The sequence below is a fragment of the Oribacterium sp. KHPX15 genome, assembly GCF_900107835.1.
In the GTDB taxonomy this organism is placed as follows: Bacteria; Bacillota; Clostridia; order Lachnospirales; family Lachnospiraceae; genus Oribacterium.
Genome location: NZ_FNRG01000039.1, coordinates 1 through 20,473, shown reverse-complemented (window position 1 = coordinate 20,473; position 20,473 = coordinate 1). Strand labels below are relative to the sequence as shown.

General features: G+C 39.2%; 22 protein-coding genes. 18 read left to right on the top strand and 4 right to left on the bottom strand.

Annotation, left to right across the window (positions count from 1 at the left end; genetic code table 11):
- Positions 1-927 precede the first annotated feature (927 nt).
- The 5 genes from BLV86_RS15600 (at position 928) to BLV86_RS15580 (ending at position 4,832) form a co-directional block, all read left to right on the top strand.
- Entirely contained in the window at positions 928-1,440 is a 513-nt protein-coding gene (locus BLV86_RS15600) for a hypothetical protein (protein WP_090819371.1), read from the top strand.
- A gap of 13 nt (positions 1,441-1,453) precedes the next feature.
- Positions 1,454-1,774 (top strand): hypothetical protein, encoded by a 321-nt coding sequence (locus tag BLV86_RS15595; protein WP_090819368.1) that lies wholly within the window; start codon positions 1,454-1,456, stop codon positions 1,772-1,774.
- Between the two features lie 77 nt (positions 1,775-1,851).
- Complete coding sequence (locus BLV86_RS15590) at positions 1,852-2,379, top strand: hypothetical protein (RefSeq protein WP_090819365.1); 528 nt, start codon at positions 1,852-1,854, stop codon at positions 2,377-2,379.
- 18 nt (positions 2,380-2,397) lie between these two features.
- The gene (locus BLV86_RS15585) at positions 2,398-2,658 is read left to right on the top strand and encodes a hypothetical protein (protein ID WP_090819363.1); all 261 of its coding nucleotides are present in this window, start codon (positions 2,398-2,400) and stop codon (positions 2,656-2,658) included.
- A 203-nt stretch (positions 2,659-2,861) separates the two neighbouring features.
- Complete coding sequence (locus BLV86_RS15580; protein ID WP_031551632.1) at positions 2,862-4,832, top strand: hypothetical protein; 1,971 nt, start codon at positions 2,862-2,864, stop codon at positions 4,830-4,832.
- Positions 4,833-4,966: 134 nt separating this feature from the next.
- Here the strand turns inward: BLV86_RS15580 and BLV86_RS15575 are convergent, their stop codons facing one another.
- Positions 4,967-5,596, bottom strand: a complete 630-nt coding sequence (locus tag BLV86_RS15575) for an anthrax toxin lethal factor-related metalloendopeptidase (RefSeq protein WP_031551635.1) — start codon at positions 5,594-5,596, stop codon at positions 4,967-4,969.
- A 242-nt stretch (positions 5,597-5,838) separates the two neighbouring features.
- Here BLV86_RS15575 and BLV86_RS15570 point away from each other — a divergent pair, with 242 nt between their 5' ends.
- The 12 genes from BLV86_RS15570 (at position 5,839) to BLV86_RS15515 (ending at position 15,972) form a co-directional block, all read left to right on the top strand.
- Positions 5,839-6,141 (top strand): hypothetical protein, encoded by a 303-nt coding sequence (locus BLV86_RS15570; RefSeq protein ID WP_031551646.1) that lies wholly within the window; start codon positions 5,839-5,841, stop codon positions 6,139-6,141.
- 248 nt (positions 6,142-6,389) lie between these two features.
- Complete coding sequence (locus BLV86_RS15565) at positions 6,390-6,800, top strand: DUF4430 domain-containing protein (RefSeq protein ID WP_049962372.1); 411 nt, start codon at positions 6,390-6,392, stop codon at positions 6,798-6,800.
- On the top strand, positions 6,793-7,299 hold the full coding sequence (locus tag BLV86_RS15560; protein WP_031551650.1) for a hypothetical protein: 507 nt from the start codon (positions 6,793-6,795) through the stop codon (positions 7,297-7,299). Before BLV86_RS15565 ends, BLV86_RS15560 begins: the two co-directional genes overlap by 8 nt.
- Positions 7,300-7,401: 102 nt before the next feature.
- On the top strand, positions 7,402-8,280 hold the full coding sequence (locus BLV86_RS15555; RefSeq protein WP_031551653.1) for a hypothetical protein: 879 nt from the start codon (positions 7,402-7,404) through the stop codon (positions 8,278-8,280).
- Between the two features lie 132 nt (positions 8,281-8,412).
- Positions 8,413-8,688 (top strand): HU family DNA-binding protein, encoded by a 276-nt coding sequence (locus BLV86_RS15550; RefSeq protein ID WP_031551656.1) that lies wholly within the window; start codon positions 8,413-8,415, stop codon positions 8,686-8,688.
- Positions 8,689-8,798: 110 nt separating this feature from the next.
- Positions 8,799-9,767: a hypothetical protein gene (locus BLV86_RS15545; RefSeq protein WP_090819360.1), complete on the top strand. Its 969-nt coding sequence runs from the start codon at positions 8,799-8,801 to the stop codon at positions 9,765-9,767.
- 272 nt (positions 9,768-10,039) lie between these two features.
- Positions 10,040-10,921: a hypothetical protein gene (locus BLV86_RS15540; protein WP_090819357.1), complete on the top strand. Its 882-nt coding sequence runs from the start codon at positions 10,040-10,042 to the stop codon at positions 10,919-10,921.
- Between the two features lie 63 nt (positions 10,922-10,984).
- Positions 10,985-12,004, top strand: a complete 1,020-nt coding sequence (locus tag BLV86_RS15535) for an InlB B-repeat-containing protein (RefSeq protein ID WP_090819354.1) — start codon at positions 10,985-10,987, stop codon at positions 12,002-12,004.
- Positions 12,005-12,224: 220 nt separating this feature from the next.
- A complete protein-coding gene (locus tag BLV86_RS15530; RefSeq protein WP_090819351.1) occupies positions 12,225-13,055 on the top strand; it encodes an HAD family hydrolase in 831 nt (276 codons plus the stop codon).
- Positions 13,056-13,148: 93 nt separating this feature from the next.
- Positions 13,149-13,799, top strand: coding sequence for a PIN domain-containing protein (locus tag BLV86_RS15525; RefSeq protein ID WP_090819348.1), 651 nt, complete (start codon positions 13,149-13,151; stop codon positions 13,797-13,799).
- A 146-nt stretch (positions 13,800-13,945) separates the two neighbouring features.
- Positions 13,946-14,878, top strand: a complete 933-nt coding sequence (locus tag BLV86_RS15520; protein WP_090819345.1) for a DUF1848 domain-containing protein — start codon at positions 13,946-13,948, stop codon at positions 14,876-14,878.
- A 326-nt stretch (positions 14,879-15,204) separates the two neighbouring features.
- Complete coding sequence (locus BLV86_RS15515; RefSeq protein WP_242873340.1) at positions 15,205-15,972, top strand: alpha/beta fold hydrolase; 768 nt, start codon at positions 15,205-15,207, stop codon at positions 15,970-15,972.
- 842 nt (positions 15,973-16,814) lie between these two features.
- Here BLV86_RS15515 and BLV86_RS15510 read toward each other — a convergent pair.
- Positions 16,815-17,414: a TetR/AcrR family transcriptional regulator gene (locus BLV86_RS15510; protein ID WP_090819342.1), complete on the bottom strand. Its 600-nt coding sequence runs from the start codon at positions 17,412-17,414 to the stop codon at positions 16,815-16,817.
- A 254-nt stretch (positions 17,415-17,668) separates the two neighbouring features.
- Here BLV86_RS15510 and BLV86_RS15505 point away from each other — a divergent pair, with 254 nt between their 5' ends.
- Entirely contained in the window at positions 17,669-19,588 is a 1,920-nt protein-coding gene (locus BLV86_RS15505; protein WP_090819339.1) for an NAD(P)/FAD-dependent oxidoreductase, read from the top strand.
- A 126-nt stretch (positions 19,589-19,714) separates the two neighbouring features.
- Here the strand turns inward: BLV86_RS15505 and BLV86_RS15500 are convergent, their stop codons facing one another.
- Both BLV86_RS15500 and BLV86_RS15495 read right to left on the bottom strand, forming a co-directional pair.
- Entirely contained in the window at positions 19,715-20,245 is a 531-nt protein-coding gene (locus tag BLV86_RS15500; RefSeq protein WP_090819334.1) for an NUDIX domain-containing protein, read from the bottom strand.
- A 12-nt stretch (positions 20,246-20,257) separates the two neighbouring features.
- Positions 20,258-20,473: winged helix-turn-helix transcriptional regulator (locus BLV86_RS15495; protein ID WP_139297945.1), on the bottom strand; the 216-nt coding region annotated here is incomplete at its 5' end.

The following is a 20,473-nucleotide window of genomic DNA, read 5'->3' as shown; positions in this document are numbered from 1 at the left end:
ATTTCTAGTCACCGAAAAATACCTACAGACCGTTGATATATAAGGCTCTAATGGCGTTTTTTGATGACTAGATAATGTTAAAACAACATTCATATTTCTAGTCACCGAAAAATACCTACAGACCTTTGAAATATAAGGAGCTAATGACGTTTTTTGATGACTAGATTTCGCTGAAACAACATTCACATTTCTAGTCACCGAGAAACACCTACAGACCGTTGAAATATAAGGCTCTAATGGCGTTTTTTGATGACTAGATTTCGCTGAAACAACATTCACATTTCTAGTCACCGAAAAATACCTACAGACCATTAATATGCAAGGCTCTATCGGCTTTTTTTGATGACTAGATGTTTCTCGAACACTGTTAATATAACACCCAGTTACCGGTTAATACTCCACAAAACTTTGCCATATAAGGATCATTCGGCAAAATGGAATAACAGTATTCAGCTATATTTTTGATAAAAATCCTACGCTAATAATCAATCACCTTGCTCTAACTGCTATAGCACTTCAAAACGCTAATATGCCGCCTGGCGTTTTCCTAGAGCCTGGTCAGAAGATAAGCCTACACAATGGTTCTTCTCTATGATACATATGGCTTTTTGATGACTTAATACTGCTCAAATATCATTTTGCAATATCTAGTCACCAAAAAATGCCCTTTAACCATTGATATATAAGCCTTATGCGGTAAAAACGGGTGGTTATAAAAGGACCCGTTTTGAGTATAAATCCGACTTTATTCAACATCCAATAAAAATCAAACTGCAATTGCATTTTAAAGTGCAAATATGCGTATGGCGGTTACCGCCACAAGAAAATTTTGGGGCTAAAAAAATTGCATTATTATCACCCCAAAATCATGTTTATCCGAGATATCCCCTCCCATAATGATTTTAGAAACAAATATGGAGGTACGAAATGACCACTCAGACTATTATCAATACAAAATACGAGTACGACGGAAAGGTGTTCTACGAACTGGATGGGAAGCTCTATCTGTTCGATTGCATGGGAATCCATTATCTTTCTCCTGCATCTCCTCAGGCCAACGGTATATTCTATTCTAACGAAGAGTACATTAAGGAGGATCCGGAGGGACTGATAGAGAAGATTTACGCTGCATCTAACAAAAGAAAGCATAACCAGCTAAAAACAAAGGAAAATGATATGAACGAGTCTTTGGTACGGGAATTTGAGGGATTTATCGACTGCCTAGCTTCTGACAAGACCATTGCGGAGTCCGACTCAAAAAAGGCCAAAGTACACTCAAACCAGACGTTTCCGCGAAAAGAAGTAATGGAAGATTTTGAAATTCTGGATAAAGATGTATTTAAGCCGGTGGAGACAAACAGCGTCGAGAATAAGCCCTTGAATCGATTTGTAGAGTTTGTAAATAATACCAGGAATAATCTTCAGCTTCAATTAAAGTAAACAAGGGGGAAATATGCAGAATTTATTTTTAAGCTCGGTTATGACGGTGTTTTCAATCAAAACACTTATTGCCGGAATGACAGAAGTAACAAGAGAAAAGGAAGATACCGGCTGTGGCGATATCGTAAGTGGAATGGTGAAAGCGTATCACGGTATCTTTGGTTTGATATTGGCATTGCCGATCTTCTTCGGATTCTTCCATAACGTGTATGCGTTCATGCCGGTAGCGCTTTATGTAGTAAGTCTGTATTTCTTTGGACAAAAAGTAACAGTTAACAGAAAAGCAAGCCGAAAAGTAAAGAAAGAAAAAAGAAGAAGCAGTGAACGAGATTAAAAACAAGAATGACCGCGAAAAAGAAGTCGGAATTAGGTATAATCTTTTCGAGAATCAATCTTTTGGGAGGTATGTAGATGAGTTCAAAAGAACAACAGGAATTAAAGGACCTTTTGAAGACAGACCCAAGATTCTTTTTTGAACAGGAATTTTTTTGCAAAATGTATCTGGATAATCCGGATAAGACAATAAAGACATTAATAGACCTAAGGGATGTAGGCGGTGTTTTCATTCTCATGCGAAACCTTTATGAGAAAACAGGAATGGAGTTTCCTTACTTCGAAGAACAGTTTCGTATGACATTCAATGACCATGAGGACTACGGTATTAGTACCGTGAATATCTTGATGCCACCTACGGAAAAAGACTATCACTCCAAAAACATAATCCTTCTCCGAACAACGATTAAGGGCAGAATGCCGATGTACGTAAGATGCTTTAATCCGTTTTGCGAACTATACAAGGCAGAATATCTTGCATCATTCTCAAACGGTGTGTATCGCAAGTTCGGTTCATTTGCTCTTGATGAAGAGCGCAGCGCGGTAGACTATTATAAATCCTATATAGAGGAAGATACTCCAGACATAACCTTGGAATTTCAGTAAAGAAAAAGGGACAATTAAATGAACGAAAGAAACAATGAGTGTGATTATTGCATGTTACATGGAGAAACAGGAGATTTACCTGACAAGTGGATTTTTTCTGCAAAGGAAAAGATTAAACATAAGAAGCGAACGATTCTGAGCTTGAGTTGTGACGGCCAGATTGATCCAGCGGAGAAGACTCTCCATGTATCAGTAGGGTTCGACGAGTCATCGGCTGTAGAGATAATCTCAAAGGATGTACCTATTAATTATTGCCCAATGTGCGGAAGAAAGCTTTGAGTTACTAAAACAAACATATAGAAGAGATGATAGCTGAAATATTCCCATGATGAATACCATGGGAGTATTTCAGCTTTTTTTTGCATATTGAGCTTTATTCACAGAGATACCTATGTATGTTATGCTGAAATCAATAACAAAAACGTGATTTAAGATTCGAGGTGAAATATTTCCGATTATTCTAAGAAAAGGAGGCAATGGCAATGAAAAGACGTATTTTGAGTGTTGTTTTGTGTGCTTCACTCATATTAGGATTACTTTCTGGCTGTGGTGGCGGAAGTACTTCCGAAACTACCGGCAGCATGGAAACGACCAGCGCAAAAAACAGCCAAAAGGAATCTTCCGGGAATACCAATACAGGCACGGAACCTGCCGTTACGGACGACAAAACCTCACAACAAGCTGTTTCCGGGGAAATCCTCGAAATCACTCTTCCCAGAGTTTCCAGGGAACGTGAACTTGTTCTGACTGCTGGAAACCTGGCACTACAAAGCTATGTTAACGCCAGGATGTGGACGGAAAAGCTTGAAAGGGTATCGCAGTCAGATGTAAGCGACGAAGATCTCACCGATATACTGGAACACTGCATAGAAGCATGGAAAACAGCCGATGCTGTATGTTCAAAAGCGGAATACATGGGTTCTCTATTGGAACAGGCGGAAGTGTTACCTGATTTCCAGTGGCTTCAAGAAGGCAGACAATCCAAACTTATTCCTTGGGACACGCCCACTAACTTTTCTATACGCTTATTTGGGAAAGGTATGTCAGACATTCGCCCACCATTTTCCGATGATTTTTTAAAGGAAAGCATTTTCGGCATTCGGGCCTATGCCGCTGAATATGATACATCCACTTACCTCTTGCACGATTGGGCTGAGAAAATGAATGATTTATATAAATCAGCTCCTGCAGGTGAGCGGGTACAACATCTTGCGAATATACTCGGAACGGATACTAAAGATGCATGGAGACAGATGCAGCTAGCCGAGAGTGTTCTTCATGGTGAGGCCGAATTTAAAGAAGATTTACATGATACTTGTTACAAAGTTGCCAAAGCATTGACTACCGCCGGCAAAGTAGCAGGCTTCGGATTAGCGGCAACTGCCTTTGGTGCAGCAACGCTCCCTATGACAGTCGGCGGTGCGATAAAGTACTACGGTGCGGCAGCCCTTTTATCTACCCAGGGTGTGGATGTAGTGACGGATGTCTATGATACCGGTGCAACCATTCTTTTGGGAACGGATGAAAACCTTACGGCGGAATTATACAATATGAAAGATGCTATCGGTGTTGCGGGTGCCTTTTCAGGTGCTTACGGCCTTTTTGCCGGTAATTGGAAAGGCTTTGAAAACTGGGGCCAGCAACTCATGTATTTGGGTGAATCCCTTAAAGACTTCAATAATGAAGGTAAGATCATGGGTATCGTCTGGAAGGAAGATAAAAACGGCAACATGTCCCCTACCCTTGTCAGTACAGAAATACCTGTTCCATATGATGATAAGGCTAGTGAAGATGTAATGAAAACATTGACTGCCGCCGGCATGGATGAAATGTATGCGAAGGCTCTCGCTGATTCAGGTGCGGATAATGTAGCCGGAGGAACAGCTTCACTGGATGGCGGCATGTTAAAGCCCTGGAATGAATTGAACTTGGATGATATCGATGAATACCTGAAGTATCTCGATGGCCTGAATCAAATGCATGACATTGAAAAAGAGATTGAAGAACTCGCAAAAGAATTGGAGAAATCCATTGAGGAATCATATCATATCGTAATGAATAGTCCCGAAAAGCTTGCAGGCAGATATTCCTACCTCAGTGATGAAAACGGGGAAGGTTGGGATGATCTCCATAAGCTCGCCGAAGGGTTGTCGGGAGAGACTATTGATCGTAAGGTACCACCGGTGGATGTCGTTTATGAAAATGAACACCTTGATTTGATTATAAAAGGAAAAAGTCTTAACGAAAGTTTTAATACAGAAGGTGTTTATGATCCAGGAGCTGGAACACTTACATATATGGTCGATAATGACAGTATTGTTTGTTACTTTACAAAGGACGAGTCCGGTAATCAATATATGCGTCTACTATATTCAGGAGGTACCACAAAAAGCGGAAAAAGCATGGAAGGCAACCAGTATTACATAAGGACCGGAGAAGCCGGAGAGGATTAAAGCTCTTGTTTTCCGTGAATCTGTGACTAATTGATAAAAAAATAGTTTAAAAATATTAGCGTTTTTTAATGAACGAAAGAACCGTTCCCGTGTTTCATACACAAGGGAACGGTTCTTTTTGTGGAAATTATGAATCACAGATTATTTACCAAATTGTTTATAAAATCAAATGTCTTTGGGGCAATCTGAGATAATTCTATAGGATTATTTACATAGGCTGCAAAGGAACCTGCAAAGTATTCGCACTGGTCCTGAGCTTCATAGTCTGATACAAGATAATTTCCCGAACATTCTTCAAGATATATAGCCTTGAAATCATCAAGTTCCGAGCGGGAACGGATGCCGCCTTTTGCATATTCGAATGTTTTACCGTTATATCTAAGCTCTGCCTTCTCCGATCCGATATCCTCAAAGACATAATCATCAAGAAAGTGGGCCATTTCATGAATTAGAGTGCCTGCACCATCATAATCTGTGTTAGTGAGAATCAGACACCCTTCACCATCGATTCCTGCATATATTCCGAGTAGTAGGGAGTATTCCGGATCGTAACCATCAAAGAAAGTTATGAAGTTACCGAGACTCTCAAACAGATATGTTACAATGCCTGGTATCTTATTATATTCTGCTCTTACAGCATCCTTCTGTTGCTGCGTCACTGGAACATCAAAATCCTCAAACCTCACATCAGCAAAAGCTGGACCTGTTATCAAAATAGTGGCCGCAGTCACTAACAGGATAATCTTTGTGCTCTTATGGTTCATCGTTAATGCCTCTCAGATAAGAAAGACCCAGGCACATACAACGAGGGCATGACGATTACCTACAAAAACAATATACTATAGCTTTGAGGGAATTTATACGAATATTGTCGAAAAAACATATTAAATTTTCGTTTATAACTAAATGCCGGAATAATATTCCAATCCTATATCGATTATCTTTACCCATAATTACTGTATAATGATACAAAAGTCATCGGAGTGTTTGCGAAGGGAGGCATGAAATGGGAGATAAACCGATGCCAAAGGAAAAGTTTGTTGCTATGATGAATGACGTTTTCCTAAAAATCTGGAAACCATATCAGAAAGACAATGAACTAAGTACGGACGAATATACAAAATTATTAGAAACAGTTGATGAGATAATAGATAAGTATAAAGAGTACACCTATACTACAGAAAGCGGTGAGAGAAAAGCATATGTTGAGAACTATGCAATCACAACACTGACTATAATAATGGCGAACGAAAAAGAGAAAAGGCAGGAACAGAAAAAGCTCCTGGATATCTTAAATGGGATTTCGTGAACGAAAGGAACTGCGGATTTCTGCAGTTCTTTTTTATGTCGATGTGAAAAATAAGAAAAAGTAGCTCAGATAGCATATAGAAAGAAAAAACCGATGAGGTGTATCATAAAGAACTGGCTTTTTTGAAAGAAATATAAAGCCTATGATATACTTAAGCTTGTGAGAACAGGCTTTGTAAACGTGCCAGATATACATCATTTTCAGAGGAGTTAACTCAGAAATAAGCTTGTGGAAAAGAATAGGGAATCATGAATAAGAAACTATTGTATATAAAAGGAATATCAGCATTCATCATATGCATCATTTGTTTTTTGCTGATATATATCAGATTTTCGCCAAAGCCGGATTCTAGTGGACAGAAAGCATATACACTAGAAGTATCAGATGGAGAGAAAAGTAATCATTATTCAGGAAGGACCGATGCGGAATATCTGTCAGGATTACTGGACGAATTAAAAAACACGGAAGATTTTATATATGAGAGTACTTCAAGCGATTATGGAATGTATATTACTTCCGTGAATGGCTTGAAAGCCGATGATAGTAAGAAAACCTATTGGGCTATATATGTAAATGGTGAGTACGGACAGTACGGAGCAAATTCGCAGCCTGTAAATGATGGGGATACATATGCCCTTAAGCTTGAGAGTTATGAGTGATAACGCATTATCAGTAAAAGACATAGCATATTTGGGAATTTCACTTGCTATACTGGAAGCCTCCAAACTTGCGCTTGATTTCTTGCCAAATGTAGAAGTCGTAACGCTTCTTTTTATTGTATATACAATATTTTATGGCAGAAAAACACTGCTTATTGCATTTGGATTTACAGCTATTGAGTGCTTTCTTAAAGGGGTCAATGTTTGGTCTATTATGTATCTGTACATATGGCCAATGCTTATCTTAATGGTATTCTATGCAAATAGGAAAAAAGTGGGTTTCGTGTTCTATTGCATATTATCAGGGTTTTTCGGGTTGTTTTTCGGGCTGTTCTGTTCAATCCCGTACCTGTTTATAGGCGGATGGAGTATGGCTGTGACATGGTGGATTGCCGGTATACCGTATGATATCATCCATTGTGTCAGCAACTTTGTTCTGACTCTGATACTTTTCAAACCGCTTTGTAAGATCATGAGTAAAGTAATTTCAGAACAGTAAAGAGAGAATAATATAGGTTTTCAGAAAGACCGTAATTATTCGATAACTTTCAACCTCAAAGTGATGACATTTTATAATAGCTTCAAAATTAAGGAGGCAGACATGAGACGTATTATAGTGTTGATCTCATTAATATCTTTAGCACTTTCAGCATGTGGGAGTTCATCTAAAACCCGAGACAATAATGTATCTATATCATCAGAAACTCAGGAAACGGATGATTCTAACTCCAAAACACAGAATGATGATCCGGTGGCAGATAGCCATTCACATGACTTAAATGAGACTGCCTCAAACGGGGCAGTTGAACATAAACGTATCGACAGCGATATTATGGAACATTACGGCATATATCTTATAGACTGGTCCGAAGAACAGCTTATCTATGATGAAAACGGGAATCTCGTGACGGTCATGACCACAGACCGGAATGGAGCGGAATGCAAGCAGTATGACTTCTCGTATTTTGATTCCGGAAGAGTGAAAGAGATAATCGAGTATAGTAACGGCAATCCCGTCATCATCATTGATTACGACCGAAACGAAAAAGGTCAGAAGACAGTCCAGTATTCCAAGGTCAGCGACAATAAAGGCGGTTTCGCGGATACAGCAATAATCTACACGGAATATGATGAATCCGGTAACAGAATATATGACTATCCCTATACAGCGGATGGGGCACGACAGGAGTCTTATAGCGCATATCTTTATGACAGCTCAGGAAACCGCATTGAACTACAGTGCCGTGATAGTGTTACTGATGAAGTGATATCAAACGAGCTTTATGAGTATGACAGTAATGGACGTTTGATATGCTCTTCTTCATATTTCAAAGGGGTTCTGTCATCGAAAACGGAATATAAGTACGATGGAGATTTATTTGATTCTCTTGTGATATATACGGGGGCTACTGACAATGAGGGAATAACAGGTTATGATCTGCTTTTGCCATCTACACTGTATGAGCTTCAGGATTACTGACAGTGACCCGGTGTTGGGCACGTTTCTCAAAATGCAAAAGGGAAAAGATTGAACTCTTGAAGTCTTAAACACATACAAGTTCTCTCGTATGTAGTATAATAAACTCATGTTGTATTTACGGAGGTGATTCTTATGACAAAACAGGAATTAATAGCAGAAGTAGCAAAAAGAGCAGACATTACAAAGAAGGATGCGGATCTCGTAGTTAAAGCTACATTTGAGACAATTGCCGATGCCCTTGAGAATGGAGACAAGTTCCAGCTTGTAGGATTCGGTACATTCGATGTTGCAGAACGTGCAGCAAGAGAAGCAAGAAATCCAAGAGATGGTTCTGTAATGCAGATTGGCCCATCTAAGTCTGTACGCTTCAAAGCTGGTGCTGATCTCAAGAAACGTGTGAACGGATAACTCAAAACTCAATGCCTTAGAGGTTGCCGCTAAAGATGATTGTCTATAAGCGGCAGCCTCTTCACATTGTTAGAACAAAAATATTCTTCTAGGGTTATAGGAAAACTGTAATGAAAAATATTGAGATTAAGGAAGTGATACCGTACGCAAGTACCGTTTTGTTAGTAGCTTTGATGACACTTTCTGCGGAGGTTTTATATGAGAAGGAGATAATATTCCCCGAAATAACAGCATTAGCAGTTGGATATATGGTAGCAAAAAAGAGAAGCTGGAAGGTGAACGGAAGGCGTATGTTAGCTCTTATTACTGGCTGTGCGATAATGGGAGTGTGCATTGTAAGATTCGTTCCGTTTGATACGTATATCGAAGTTATTCTGGCATTTACAATCGCCCAGGTGCTTTTTATGTTTTCGGGAACCACATTCGCACCATTTGTATCAGCAATAGTGCTGCCGGTGATGATGCAGACCAGAAGTATAGTGTATCCAATAGCTGCATTTATATTGACTTCACTTGTGATATTGTTCCATAACCTTTTTCTGTTTCAGGGAATTCGGACAGATGAGGAATATGTTCCTGTGATGCTGAATTCAAGAGATGATATGATAGATACTGCTATCAGAATCCTTTGTGTGATAGTAATTGCCGGTGTTGCATTCAAAACAGGATATAGATTTATCGTGGCCCCTCCGTTACTTGTAGCATTTACTGAGTTTTCAAGGCCGGGGAACAAGACAAGAAATATGCCGGTCAAAACGGTGTCAGTGATAACTCTTTGTTCCATAATTGGTGTGATATCAAGATATATCTTTGTTATCAGGTTAGGGCTTCCTCTTACGATTGCAGCCATAGTTGCTACATGTGGAATGCTTACCGTTATTTATTTTTCTATAATGTATATGCCACCGGTAGGCGCCATTACTATGCTTAGCATGATAATATCTGAAAGCGTATTGTATACTTATCCGATTCAGATTTTTGTAGGCAGTAGCCTGATTCTTATTCTGTCCAGAATTCTTTTCATGAGACGACAGGACAAGAAAATATATGAAAAAAGAGCAGAACTACATGCAGAATGAGTAATAATTCCGTTAGTGAACGGATAATAATCATATCGATACTACTTGGAGGATACCGTCGGGTATCCTCTTTTTTTTGTGCACAAAAAAATTTTTCAAAAACTTTTTCAAAAAATACTAATACGACAAGAACTCCTAGCATACTTACAATGTCGGCAATAAAAAAGCCGTACAAAGACTAATTAGATATCACACAACAGGGCACATGGCTTACTCATGTGCCCAAAAGCAAAACACTTGGAGAACTATGACGAAAAGAGGGAAAAACAAGTATGAAAAAAAAGCTGGCAATGCTTGGCTGCGCTGGTCTAATGACAGTAGCAACCATCGGTGGAGCATACGCGCTCTATTCCGGAACTGCAAAGACGGTTGAAAACAAATTCAACATTGTTGCTGGTGCAGACCATGGAACAGAAGGCTTCGATCCTTCAAACCCTGACGGACCAACAGACGGAACAGACGGAACTGTAGAAGAAGGCAACTGGGGCACAGTCGATGAAGACGGTGACGGACAGCCTGATGATATTAACGGTGACGGCATGATCGATGAAAATGATAAGCCTGATACAGACGGAGATGGTATCTACGATTCCGCAGATGATCTTGAGCCAGGGCAGAAGGTATTAAAGAACCCATCTATCACTTCAAACGTAAACTATGAGTCATGGGTGGTTATGCGTGTCAACATTCCTACAGTAAGCGGAAGACGCTCAGATGAAGCTTCTGTAACAAGACATGATGCAGTGATTCTTGCAAAGAACGGCTTTGAAGAAGTTGCAGAACCTACGGTTGGACATAAGCTTGGCGAAGACGCTGTTCTTCTCTCAAAGTACGAGCAGGACGGTCAGACAGTTTATTACTATGGATTCTTAGAGCCTCTTCAATCAAAGGAGAAGGATCCACATGAGACGCCTACATTATTCGACTACTTCAGAGTACAGGACTTCGCAGAGATTGACGTAAACAATTCAGATGGACGTTCTTCAACAGAGGATGGTGTTGGTGTAGATGTTTCGGCAGCCATGATCCAGACCACAAACGTTAAGGATATTTATGCTGCAGGTGCAGAACTCGGTATCTGTGAGGCAACAAGCACCTCCGACACAACAAATACAACTGATTCTTCGTCTACACAGACAGGAAACGAAGGTTGATTCCTTAGTTAATGTCAGGCTCCATGCCTGGTATTTAATAAAAAATGAATAAAGGAGAAAACGATGAAGAAGCTAGATTTTGTCAAGACAACCGCGGTTGCTTCTATTTTTGCAGCAACCATTGCGGCAAGTCCGGCTTTCGCAAACACGACTGCAACATTCACCGTAAGTGATGATGCAGTCAAAGAGATTGCGACGATCCAGCGTTCCATGATGGAAGATGCTGACGAATCAGAATCAACCTCTTACGAAGCAGGTGACGAAATGGCTGAGGGATACCTTGATCCTCTGGATATCCAGAATGATATGCCCGATGCTGTTTCTGATGAAGACCTTCTTGAAGGAGAAGACACTGCTGTAGAAGTTGAAGTTAACTCTGACACAGTAATACTTCCTACTCCGGAACGTGAAGGCTATGTTTTTATCGAGTGGAACTCTGAGTCTGACGGCTCAGGCGAGAGCTTCCAGGCAGGTGATACTTTTGTGATAACATCCGAAGTAGAGCTTTTTGCAATATGGGAAGAAAAAGAGAGAAGCTCCCTCACCCTTAACTTAAACGAAGACTCATTCGTTAAAGAGACCTTTTTCGAAGAGGAAGAAGAGGGGGTAACGGTTCATGCAGTATCAACAAGATCTGCAGGAACATCAAAAAATGCTGAAGAAGCAGTTGAAACTGAGACAGGATCAGATGAAATTGCTTTAGAAGACTCTGAATCTACCGAGATCAGCGAAACCGATTCGAAGGACGCTGAGACAGGATCAGAAGAAGTCGATGAGAGTTCACTGGACAAGGCAGAGACAGAGGAGAAGGAAACCACCAAATCTTCAACAGATTCATCTCAAGATGCTGAACAGGTCAGCGAAAAAGATGATACTGTTGAAGAAGAGAAGGTTTCTGATGATAAGGAATCTGAAGATCCTGATAAGGAGAATAGTTCAAAGGAAGATTCTAGTGTTGACTCAAAGAATGAGGATACGACTGACTACGACAGTACTTCAAATGAGGACTCAAGCGACAGTAAAGACGATGCAGATTCAAGATCAGATGACATAGAGGATATATCCGATACAGAAAATGAATAATGTAATATCATATTTTCTATGAGGACAGAACGGACTTACATATGGGTCCGTTCTTTTTTATGGATAAAAAACATTAGAATAGTTCTTTGCGATGCATAGTTGCTTGTTGGCATTGATAAAAATAATAGCGAGCTACAAGAATAGGTTAAATGGTATAATAATGTTTGCCGAAATAGAGATATTATCAAATGAGTAATCTGTGTCAAATGGAGAACAACCTATGCCCAAAGTACTTTTTATAGATATTGATGGAACCCTTGTAAACTATGAAACTGTCATTCCTCAGTCTGCAATTGATGCGATACGAAAAGCAAGATCTAACGGTCACAAGGTATATGTGTGCACGGGTAGAAGCCGGGCTGAAGTATATGAAAATATATGGAACATCGGACTGGACGGCATGATTGGAGGGAACGGAGCATATGTAGAAGATGCCGGTAGAGTCATCATTCATCAGCATATCACAGAAGAACAATGCAGACATATAGTAGACTGGCTGCAGGATAGGAAGCATGAATTTTACCTGGAAAGCAGTAATGGACTTTTGGGAAGTGAGAATTTTGAGAAAGCAAGTGAGCCTGTTCTCAAGCTCTATATGGGAAGAAAAGGAAAAGATGCCTCGAATGTAACAGTCCGTTCAATATTTCCTAACATGATATTTGATGGCGAATTATACAGAGATGATGTTGACAAGATAAGCTTTATCTTGAACTCATATCAGGACTACATTGATGCTTCAGAGGAGTTTAAGGACCTCAATGTAGGCACCTGGGGTGGTGCCGGGGAACTTGCCCTCTTTGGAGATTTCTATGCAAAAGGAATCACAAAGGCGCATGCAATATCCGTACTTCTCGATAATCTAGGGATGAAGCAGGAAGATACAATAGCCTTTGGTGATGCAAAGATAGATATCCCTATGCTTGAGTATTGCAAAATCGGAGTCGCTATGGGAAACGGTAGTGATGAAATAAAAGCAATAGCAGACTATGTGACGGAAGGAGTTGATGAAGACGGACTTTACAAAGCATTTGTTAATCTTGGGTTGATATAGAATAATAATTGTCGAAAAGAGTACAGAGCAATTCTTATTTAAAAGATCTAGTAGAAAGAGAGATCTTTAAAAGCAGGTATTACGGAGTTTATTATGGATAGATTTTTTCTTGTTGATTTTGAAAATGTAGGTTGTAGTGCTTTATCTAATTGTAGTGGTCTTAATAAAACAGACCACTTAATTATCTTCTTTACTAATAATGCCAATAAGATAGATCTTAATATCATCAACGAGCATGGTGGAGCCGAACTTAAAACAGTCAGAGTTCCTGCGAAAAGTCAATCGATAGATATGCATATTGTTTCGTACATGGGTTACCTAATAGGAAAAAACAAGGGAAAAAATGTAAATATCATTGTTGTGAGCAAAGATAAGGATTACGACAATATCATAGAGTTTTGGAAAACAACAGAAAATGCAAATGTTTCAAGAGTACAAAGAATAGAGATTTCTTATAAAAAGAAAACGGATACAACTAAGAAATCTAATCAGGTCAATAATAGTAAACCAAAGAAAGCACCTAGTAAATCAGAAATCAAATCGGAATTAAATAAACAAATCCAGAAAGCAATGTCAGAAAACGAGTATGCACAAGAAGCGATTAATACAGTAGCAAAGATCGTTACTAAACAATATGGAAAAGAGAATTTCAAGCAGAATGTTCATAACGAACTTAGAAAAGTGTATACGGACTATGAAGATATATATAAACATATAAAGCCATTACTCGGAGCATTTTGCTGAAAACTACAAAACTAAGTATGATCCTAGGATAGATAAGCATGTATCTAAGTTAAGGCTGGTTCAATCGAAGGCTACACCGAAGATGATGCAGTGGTATACTGATTCCATGAGCTGATAATCGGGAATTTTTGAGGCGGTGATATCTGATGATAATAAATACAGGACAAAGAACGGACATACCGGCATTCTATTCAGAATGGTTTTCCAGGAGGCTTAAAGAAGGTTTTGTATGCGTGCGTAATCCTTATAATCCTGAACAGGTCAGCCGTTACCGTCTTTCTCCTCAAGTTGTTGATGTTATAGGGTTCTGTACAAAGAATCCTTCGCCAATGTTCAAATACATGGATCTACTTAAACCTTACGGTCAGTACTGGTTTGTTACAATAACTCCCTACGGGAGAGATATAGAGACTAATGTGCCAAACAAACATAAGCTGATAGAGGACTTCATAGAACTTTCGAAGATGGTTGGAAAGAATTCCATGGGATGGCGTTATGACCCTATCTTTATTTCAGACCGTTATACAGAAGAGTACCATATACATGCGTTTGAACAGATAGCATCGGCTCTTGATGGATATACAGAGACCGTTGTCATAAGCTTCATAGATCTTTTCCCTAAAGTAAGAAGGAATTTCCCTGAAGCAAGAGAAGTAGAAAAAACGCAGAGGCTAAGACTTGGAAAAGAAATGATAAGGATTGCGTCCCTTCATGGGATGACTGTAAAGCCTTGCGCTGAAGGAGATGAGCTATCAATATATGGCGCCGACTGTGGAGGATGCATGAGGATAAGTGATTATGAGAAAGCAATAGGAAAGAGGCTTGATGCTCCTAAGAAAAAAGGTGCAAGGGCAGAATGTTCCTGTTATCTTACATGTGACATAGGAGCCTATAATACCTGTAAGAATCTCTGTAAGTATTGTTATGCCAACGCAGAACCGGAAATAGTACTCTCGCAAAGCAGGCTTCATGATCCGAAGTCGCCGTTTCTTATCGGGAATTATTCTGACGGAGATAAAATACATGATGTCCTGCAAAAATCATGGGTTGACGGGCAGATGGAGCTGTCTTTTGTTTAGGGACAGAAAATATTTCAAGTTTCAGTTTCTTTTCAGTATAGGGTGATATTATAAATTCATCAGATGAGGAACATCTGATACCCTATAGAAGTTTTTTTTCATACTACTCAAAGCCGGCAGCCCCCAAATCTGTCGGTAACCCTCTGAAAACCGATGATCATGTAATATGCACTCTATCATCTTTATAATAAACCAAGGCGGTTAAGATCCTGTACATTCGGATTTTAACCGCTTTTTTCTGTTAACATTGCAAAGTTTAAGTGTTAGACTACGTAGTTAGATAATACTAACTAAGCTATGTTATATTACAAGGAATAAGAAGAAATATGCAGTTTACAGAAATGGGAAATATGTCAGGAAAGACGTTAATGCTGTTACCGGGCACTTGTTGTGACTGGCAGGCTAATTTCGAAACAGTGATACCAGCATTATCAGAAAAATATCATCTGATATGTGTGAACTACGATGGATTTGATAAAAACAATACTATATTCTCTGATATGTTGTCAGTAACCGGAAAAATAGAAGAGTATATTCTTAATCATCATAATGGCCGGGTTGATGGTGCCTTAGGCTCATCCCTTGGCTCGAGTTTTGTTGGTCAAATCATGATGAGAAAGAACATACATATTGACAATGCCATTTTTGGAAGTCCGGACCTCGATCAGTGTGGCATTGTTCAGGCAAAGCTTCAGACGATGCTTTTCGTTCCTTTTCTTACAGGGGCTGCAAAGAAAAAATACAGAAGAAAACTGCTTAAAAAGATGCTTATGCAATTTCTCGAAATGGATGAAAAAAGCGCCGAGAAGTTCATGGAGTGTTTTTCTAAATTCAGACCTGAATCCATTAGAAACGAGTATTATTCAGATCTCTTAACATGGCTTGATGAAGATATAAATGTAGAGGGCACTAAAGCGCATTTTATATATGCAAGAAAAATGGGCAAGAAATACCTGGAACGATATAAGAGATATTTTCACGATCCGGATATCAGGGGATTTGAAATACAGCATGAACAGTGGCTGTTCGGGAATAAGAATTTATCTGAGCGGGTGCTAAACACAATTGATGATTTTATGGGAATAAGGGTATAGATTTTCTGCATGCAATCTGCCAGAGAGGTGTTCTTTAGCTCTTGCTCGGCTTTTTCTTCGATTCCACGAAATACATCCGAAAGCACTACGACTGATAGATGCCGCAAGAATGACAGTTCCGATGCCAAGAGACTCTGCAAACAGACAGAAGGCTTCAAAGCTATAACCATATCCGAGTTCAAAATTATTGCAGCGGCTGACCTTGGCAGCTATGTACTCGTCTGTACCGATGATAACCGGACTGGAGGTATTATGATCTTTTACATTAAGTAGTTTGAATTCTACCGGGACATCAAATTGATTTTTCTTATACAAATATCCCTATACTAATACTTACTAGATTTTATCCGATATTAATGAGGTACGCCCATTTATTTGTAAAAAGGGTATGTGGGATAGAACCCAGTCAGACTTATCAACATATATCTCTAAGTCAGAGAGAAAATTCTTGGTTGATAATATCAGGTTCAATGAACTATTTCTTTATTTAAACAAATCTTCAAATGTAATCACTTTTATAAATGTGCCATGTATTCCAAAACCCCTCGGATGCACGGATAAATCCTGACCTAGGTGTATCCATCCATGGCAATTCATCAAAAAAACACCTGTCTGGTTCCAGCATCAGTATTCTGCAGCCGTTTTTTCAGCATAAAAAAGCATCCAGCCAGCTTTTAGGCTTGGTTTTACTTTCTACCCCATGTAGCATTAACGAGTTATAAAAGTGATCCAACTGTGCTTCCAAAAGCCCTTTGCCATCCAAAAAAGTATGATACATTCGTGCTGGATTTTGCAAATTACCACTTAAAAAGGTCTATTTTGTGGAATATACATTGGTCAATTTAATCACCAGGTAAATATTTCTTATATAAGTTTTTTAAATCTTCACGAACATCAAGTATGGCATTGAATTCCAGGAAAAAATCTTCAAAATCTTTGCTTTTACCTTTGCTGATGCACCATTTCACCTCATGCCCGGTAAATAAATGTGCTATTACATTGTAAAGTATCTCAGGAGGATTGGAATTTCGTATCTCGCCTTTCTCCTGAGCTTTTTTTATTATAAGTACTCCGATTTTTGTGAGAGGATTTCGCATATCGAAACTATGACGATTTTCCTGCAGGTTTGAAATGATCATATGACTAAAAAGATCACTTCCGAAAGTGATAGTATCATTAATGAGTTTGGAAAAAATATAAAGGAGCTGATCGAGAGATGAATCACTACCGATGAAATAATATGGATCTGAAACAAGCTCTTTAATTGTTGTGTCATATAAGTCCAAAATCAGTTCATCTTTTGAACCTGCATATTTGTAGAATGTGGGTTTGGTTATACTGCAGGCATTGCAAATATCATTTATCGTAACATTAGCGTAACCTTTGTTTCGTATAAGTTCTATGGTGGCAGTTCTGATAAATTCCTTATCTATCGTTTTCATATTCGCCTCTTTTACTAAAGTAAATGATTATTTACTCAATATGTTAACATGGTTATTATTCATAGTACATAGTTAATCAATTTAAATTTCACCTCTTAAATATGAATGTCGATATATACAAAAGTAATAGATATATTTTGTACAAATCGGAAAAAATGGGCATATTGACCAATCAACATTGACAAAAGAATAACAGCCAAGTAATAATTTACTCAGGTCAATGATACGTTTACTAACGTTAAAGGAGGTATTTTATGTCACATAGTTTATTTGACAAAACAACACTTGGGTCTATGAAGCTAAAAAACAGGATTTTTATGTCTCCAATGGGGACAACGGGAGAAGCAGATGGATCCTATTGTATTGAAGGTATAAATTATTTTGAGGAAAGAGCGAAAGGTGGTGCAGGTCTCATCATCACCGGTGCCAATGTAGTATCTACAAAGTACGAGCCAAGACCATGTACTGAACTTTCTAATTTTCACCACGTAGAACGTCTTAATATGCTTATAGAAAGATGTCATCATTATGGTGCAAAGGTCTGCGTACAGTTGTCTCCCGGACTTGGAAGACAGCAGTTTACAGATCCGTTTACAGCACCATATAGTGCCGGAAGTGTCAGCTCATTCTGGTTTCCTGATTTAATATGCAAACCTTTTGAAGTTGCAGATATAAAATATCTTGTTGAGAAAGTAGGTTATTCCGCCTCTTTGGCAGTAAATGCCGGAGCCGATGCGATTGAGTTGCATGCTTACGGCGGATATCTTCTCGACCAGTTCCAGTCAGTACAGTGGAACAACCGTACTGACGAATACGGAGGAAGTCTTGAGAACAGAATGAGATTTTCTCTTGAGTGTATTGAAGCTATACAGAAAAATGTCCCTAAGAATTTCCCTATTATAGTTAAATTCACTCCTATTCAACGTGTGGAAGGATTCCGTACCATCGAGGAAGGTATAGAGATGGCCAAGATTTTTGAAAAATCCGGAATCGCAGCACTTCATGTTGACACAGGTTGCTATGAGGAATGGTTCCAGGCTATAACAACCGTGTATAGTGATGATGCACACAAAATTGATGCACAGAAGGCAATCAAGGAAGTTGTTAATATTCCTGTACTTGGTGATGGAAAGCAGTTTAAGCCGGAAATTGCCAAGAAGACAATAGAAGACGAGATAGTTGATTATGTGGGTCTTGGTCATCAGATGCTTGCAGATCCATTCTGGCCAACAAAGGTAAAGACAGGACATACTGAGGATATTACTCCTTGCGTTGGCTGTAATGAATGCCTGCTTGCGGGTTTTTCGGGAAAGCACTATTACTGTGCAGTCAATCCACGTTGCTATGCTGAAAAGACATTTGATCTTCCTAAGCCGGATGGCAGCGTAAAGGACATACTTGTCATCGGAGGTGGTCCTGCAGGAATGGAAGCTGCAATTTCTGCCAGAAAACGCGGATGGAATGTACAGCTTTGGGAGAAGGATTCAAGACTTGGAGGAACACTATGGGCTGCCGGTGGTCCGGACTTTAAGTCAGATGTTCTCCGCCTCATCAGACACCTTGAAATTCAATGCTACAAATTGGGAGTAGACATCAGACTCAATAAAACTGCAACCGCTGAGAATGTTAAAGATGGTAAGTTTGATAAAGTTATACTTGCAGCTGGTGCTTCTCCGGTGGTTCCGCCTATTGAAGGTATCGAAAACACAGCACTTGTAAGTGATTATCTTATACACAAAGTAGGAGTCGGTAAAAAGGTCGTAGTTATCGGAGGAGGACTTGCAGGTACAGAAGCCGCTTGTGATATTGCTGCTAATGCAGATGAAGTTACAATCGTTGAGATGCTTCCGGACATTCTTTATACTGCCGCACACTGTCTTAATAATGATCAGCATCTAAGAAAGATGGTTAAAGAACGTGGTGTAAAGGTTGAAGCAGGCGCTAAGGTTCTTAAGATCACAAAGGATAGCGTTATATTCGAAAAGGATGGCAAAGAAACAACTATCAATTGTGACAGTGTATTAAACGCTGCCGGATTTAGAGCAAACAATCAGTTGGAAGACATACTTGATGAATCATATGAAGATGTAACAGTTGTCGGAGATGCCATTGCTCCCAGAAAGATACTCACTGCCATTCATGAAGCGTACCATGCTATACGTGTAATGGAGTGATACAAATACATCTCTTAACCATCGATAACATATATACGGTTTCCTTGATAAATATTTATTTCCTAAAAAGAGGGCGGATTTAGCAGGCACATGTTTTGCACTGCTAAATCCGTCCCTTTCTTCCTGTCATGCTTTCTTTAACGCATCCATCATAATATCATCATGATCAAAGGCAAGGTCTTTAAGATTAAGTTCTGTTTCACCATTCACGAATCGGTAATTGTCATTTTCTTGTATAACAGTAAACCATCCGGCATCCGCTGCATCATCTGCGGCAATAGGCTTTACCTTATCAGGATCAACAACAGCTAGATATGCTGCAGAAACTGTCCATCCACGAGGATCTCTTCCCGGTTTGCTGTAAACTCCTATTAACGTAAGATCTTTCGGTGCCATTTCAACACCAGTTTCTTCTGAAAGCTCTCTTGCAGCTGTTTCTTCTATTCGCTCACCTTCCTCAGAGAAGCCTCCGGGGAAGGCCCATTTGCCTAGACAGGGATGATTTCCTCTCTTAATGAGCAGTACCTTTTCTTCTGAGTCTTTCTTTGTGATTATGCAGATGTCTGCTGTTAAAGACGGCTTCTTCCATTTATTGGAATCATAGGATTTTAAATATTCTTCTTCGGTAAGTCCGTTCTTGTCTCTTATTTCACTCATTGTCAACCTCCATTAAGCATTGCATTTCCTTAATTCTTCAATATATTCAAATCCGAATAACTCAATCTGGTCCAATACCTTCCTGAATTTTTCACCCATTTCGCTAAGGCTGTATTCTACTCTTGGCGGAACTTCAGCGTATACTTTCCTGACGATAAGCTTATCATCCTCTAATTGTCTTAACTGTCTTGTGAGCATCGTTCTTGTGATTTCCGGAATGTTACGTTC

What these genes read in the sequence shown, in the direction of transcription:
- BLV86_RS15600 (WP_090819371.1), top strand. Translation starts at nt 928, where the DNA reads ATGACCACTCAGACTATTATCAATACAAAATACGAGTACGACGGAAAG.
- BLV86_RS15595 (WP_090819368.1), top strand. Translation starts at nt 1,454, where the DNA reads ATGCAGAATTTATTTTTAAGCTCGGTTATGACGGTGTTTTCAATCAAA.
- BLV86_RS15590 (WP_090819365.1), top strand. Translation starts at nt 1,852, where the DNA reads ATGAGTTCAAAAGAACAACAGGAATTAAAGGACCTTTTGAAGACAGAC.
- BLV86_RS15585 (WP_090819363.1), top strand. Translation starts at nt 2,398, where the DNA reads ATGAACGAAAGAAACAATGAGTGTGATTATTGCATGTTACATGGAGAA.
- BLV86_RS15580 (WP_031551632.1), top strand. Translation starts at nt 2,862, where the DNA reads ATGAAAAGACGTATTTTGAGTGTTGTTTTGTGTGCTTCACTCATATTA.
- BLV86_RS15575 (WP_031551635.1), bottom strand. Translation starts at nt 5,596, where the DNA reads ATGAACCATAAGAGCACAAAGATTATCCTGTTAGTGACTGCGGCCACT.
- BLV86_RS15570 (WP_031551646.1), top strand. Translation starts at nt 5,839, where the DNA reads ATGGGAGATAAACCGATGCCAAAGGAAAAGTTTGTTGCTATGATGAAT.
- BLV86_RS15565 (WP_049962372.1), top strand. Translation starts at nt 6,390, where the DNA reads ATGAATAAGAAACTATTGTATATAAAAGGAATATCAGCATTCATCATA.
- BLV86_RS15560 (WP_031551650.1), top strand. Translation starts at nt 6,793, where the DNA reads ATGAGTGATAACGCATTATCAGTAAAAGACATAGCATATTTGGGAATT.
- BLV86_RS15555 (WP_031551653.1), top strand. Translation starts at nt 7,402, where the DNA reads ATGAGACGTATTATAGTGTTGATCTCATTAATATCTTTAGCACTTTCA.
- BLV86_RS15550 (WP_031551656.1), top strand. Translation starts at nt 8,413, where the DNA reads ATGACAAAACAGGAATTAATAGCAGAAGTAGCAAAAAGAGCAGACATT.
- BLV86_RS15545 (WP_090819360.1), top strand. Translation starts at nt 8,799, where the DNA reads ATGAAAAATATTGAGATTAAGGAAGTGATACCGTACGCAAGTACCGTT.
- BLV86_RS15540 (WP_090819357.1), top strand. Translation starts at nt 10,040, where the DNA reads ATGAAAAAAAAGCTGGCAATGCTTGGCTGCGCTGGTCTAATGACAGTA.
- BLV86_RS15535 (WP_090819354.1), top strand. Translation starts at nt 10,985, where the DNA reads ATGAAGAAGCTAGATTTTGTCAAGACAACCGCGGTTGCTTCTATTTTT.
- BLV86_RS15530 (WP_090819351.1), top strand. Translation starts at nt 12,225, where the DNA reads ATGCCCAAAGTACTTTTTATAGATATTGATGGAACCCTTGTAAACTAT.
- BLV86_RS15525 (WP_090819348.1), top strand. Translation starts at nt 13,149, where the DNA reads ATGGATAGATTTTTTCTTGTTGATTTTGAAAATGTAGGTTGTAGTGCT.
- BLV86_RS15520 (WP_090819345.1), top strand. Translation starts at nt 13,946, where the DNA reads ATGATAATAAATACAGGACAAAGAACGGACATACCGGCATTCTATTCA.
- BLV86_RS15515 (WP_242873340.1), top strand. Translation starts at nt 15,205, where the DNA reads ATGCAGTTTACAGAAATGGGAAATATGTCAGGAAAGACGTTAATGCTG.
- BLV86_RS15510 (WP_090819342.1), bottom strand. Translation starts at nt 17,414, where the DNA reads ATGAAAACGATAGATAAGGAATTTATCAGAACTGCCACCATAGAACTT.
- BLV86_RS15505 (WP_090819339.1), top strand. Translation starts at nt 17,669, where the DNA reads ATGTCACATAGTTTATTTGACAAAACAACACTTGGGTCTATGAAGCTA.
- BLV86_RS15500 (WP_090819334.1), bottom strand. Translation starts at nt 20,245, where the DNA reads ATGAGTGAAATAAGAGACAAGAACGGACTTACCGAAGAAGAATATTTA.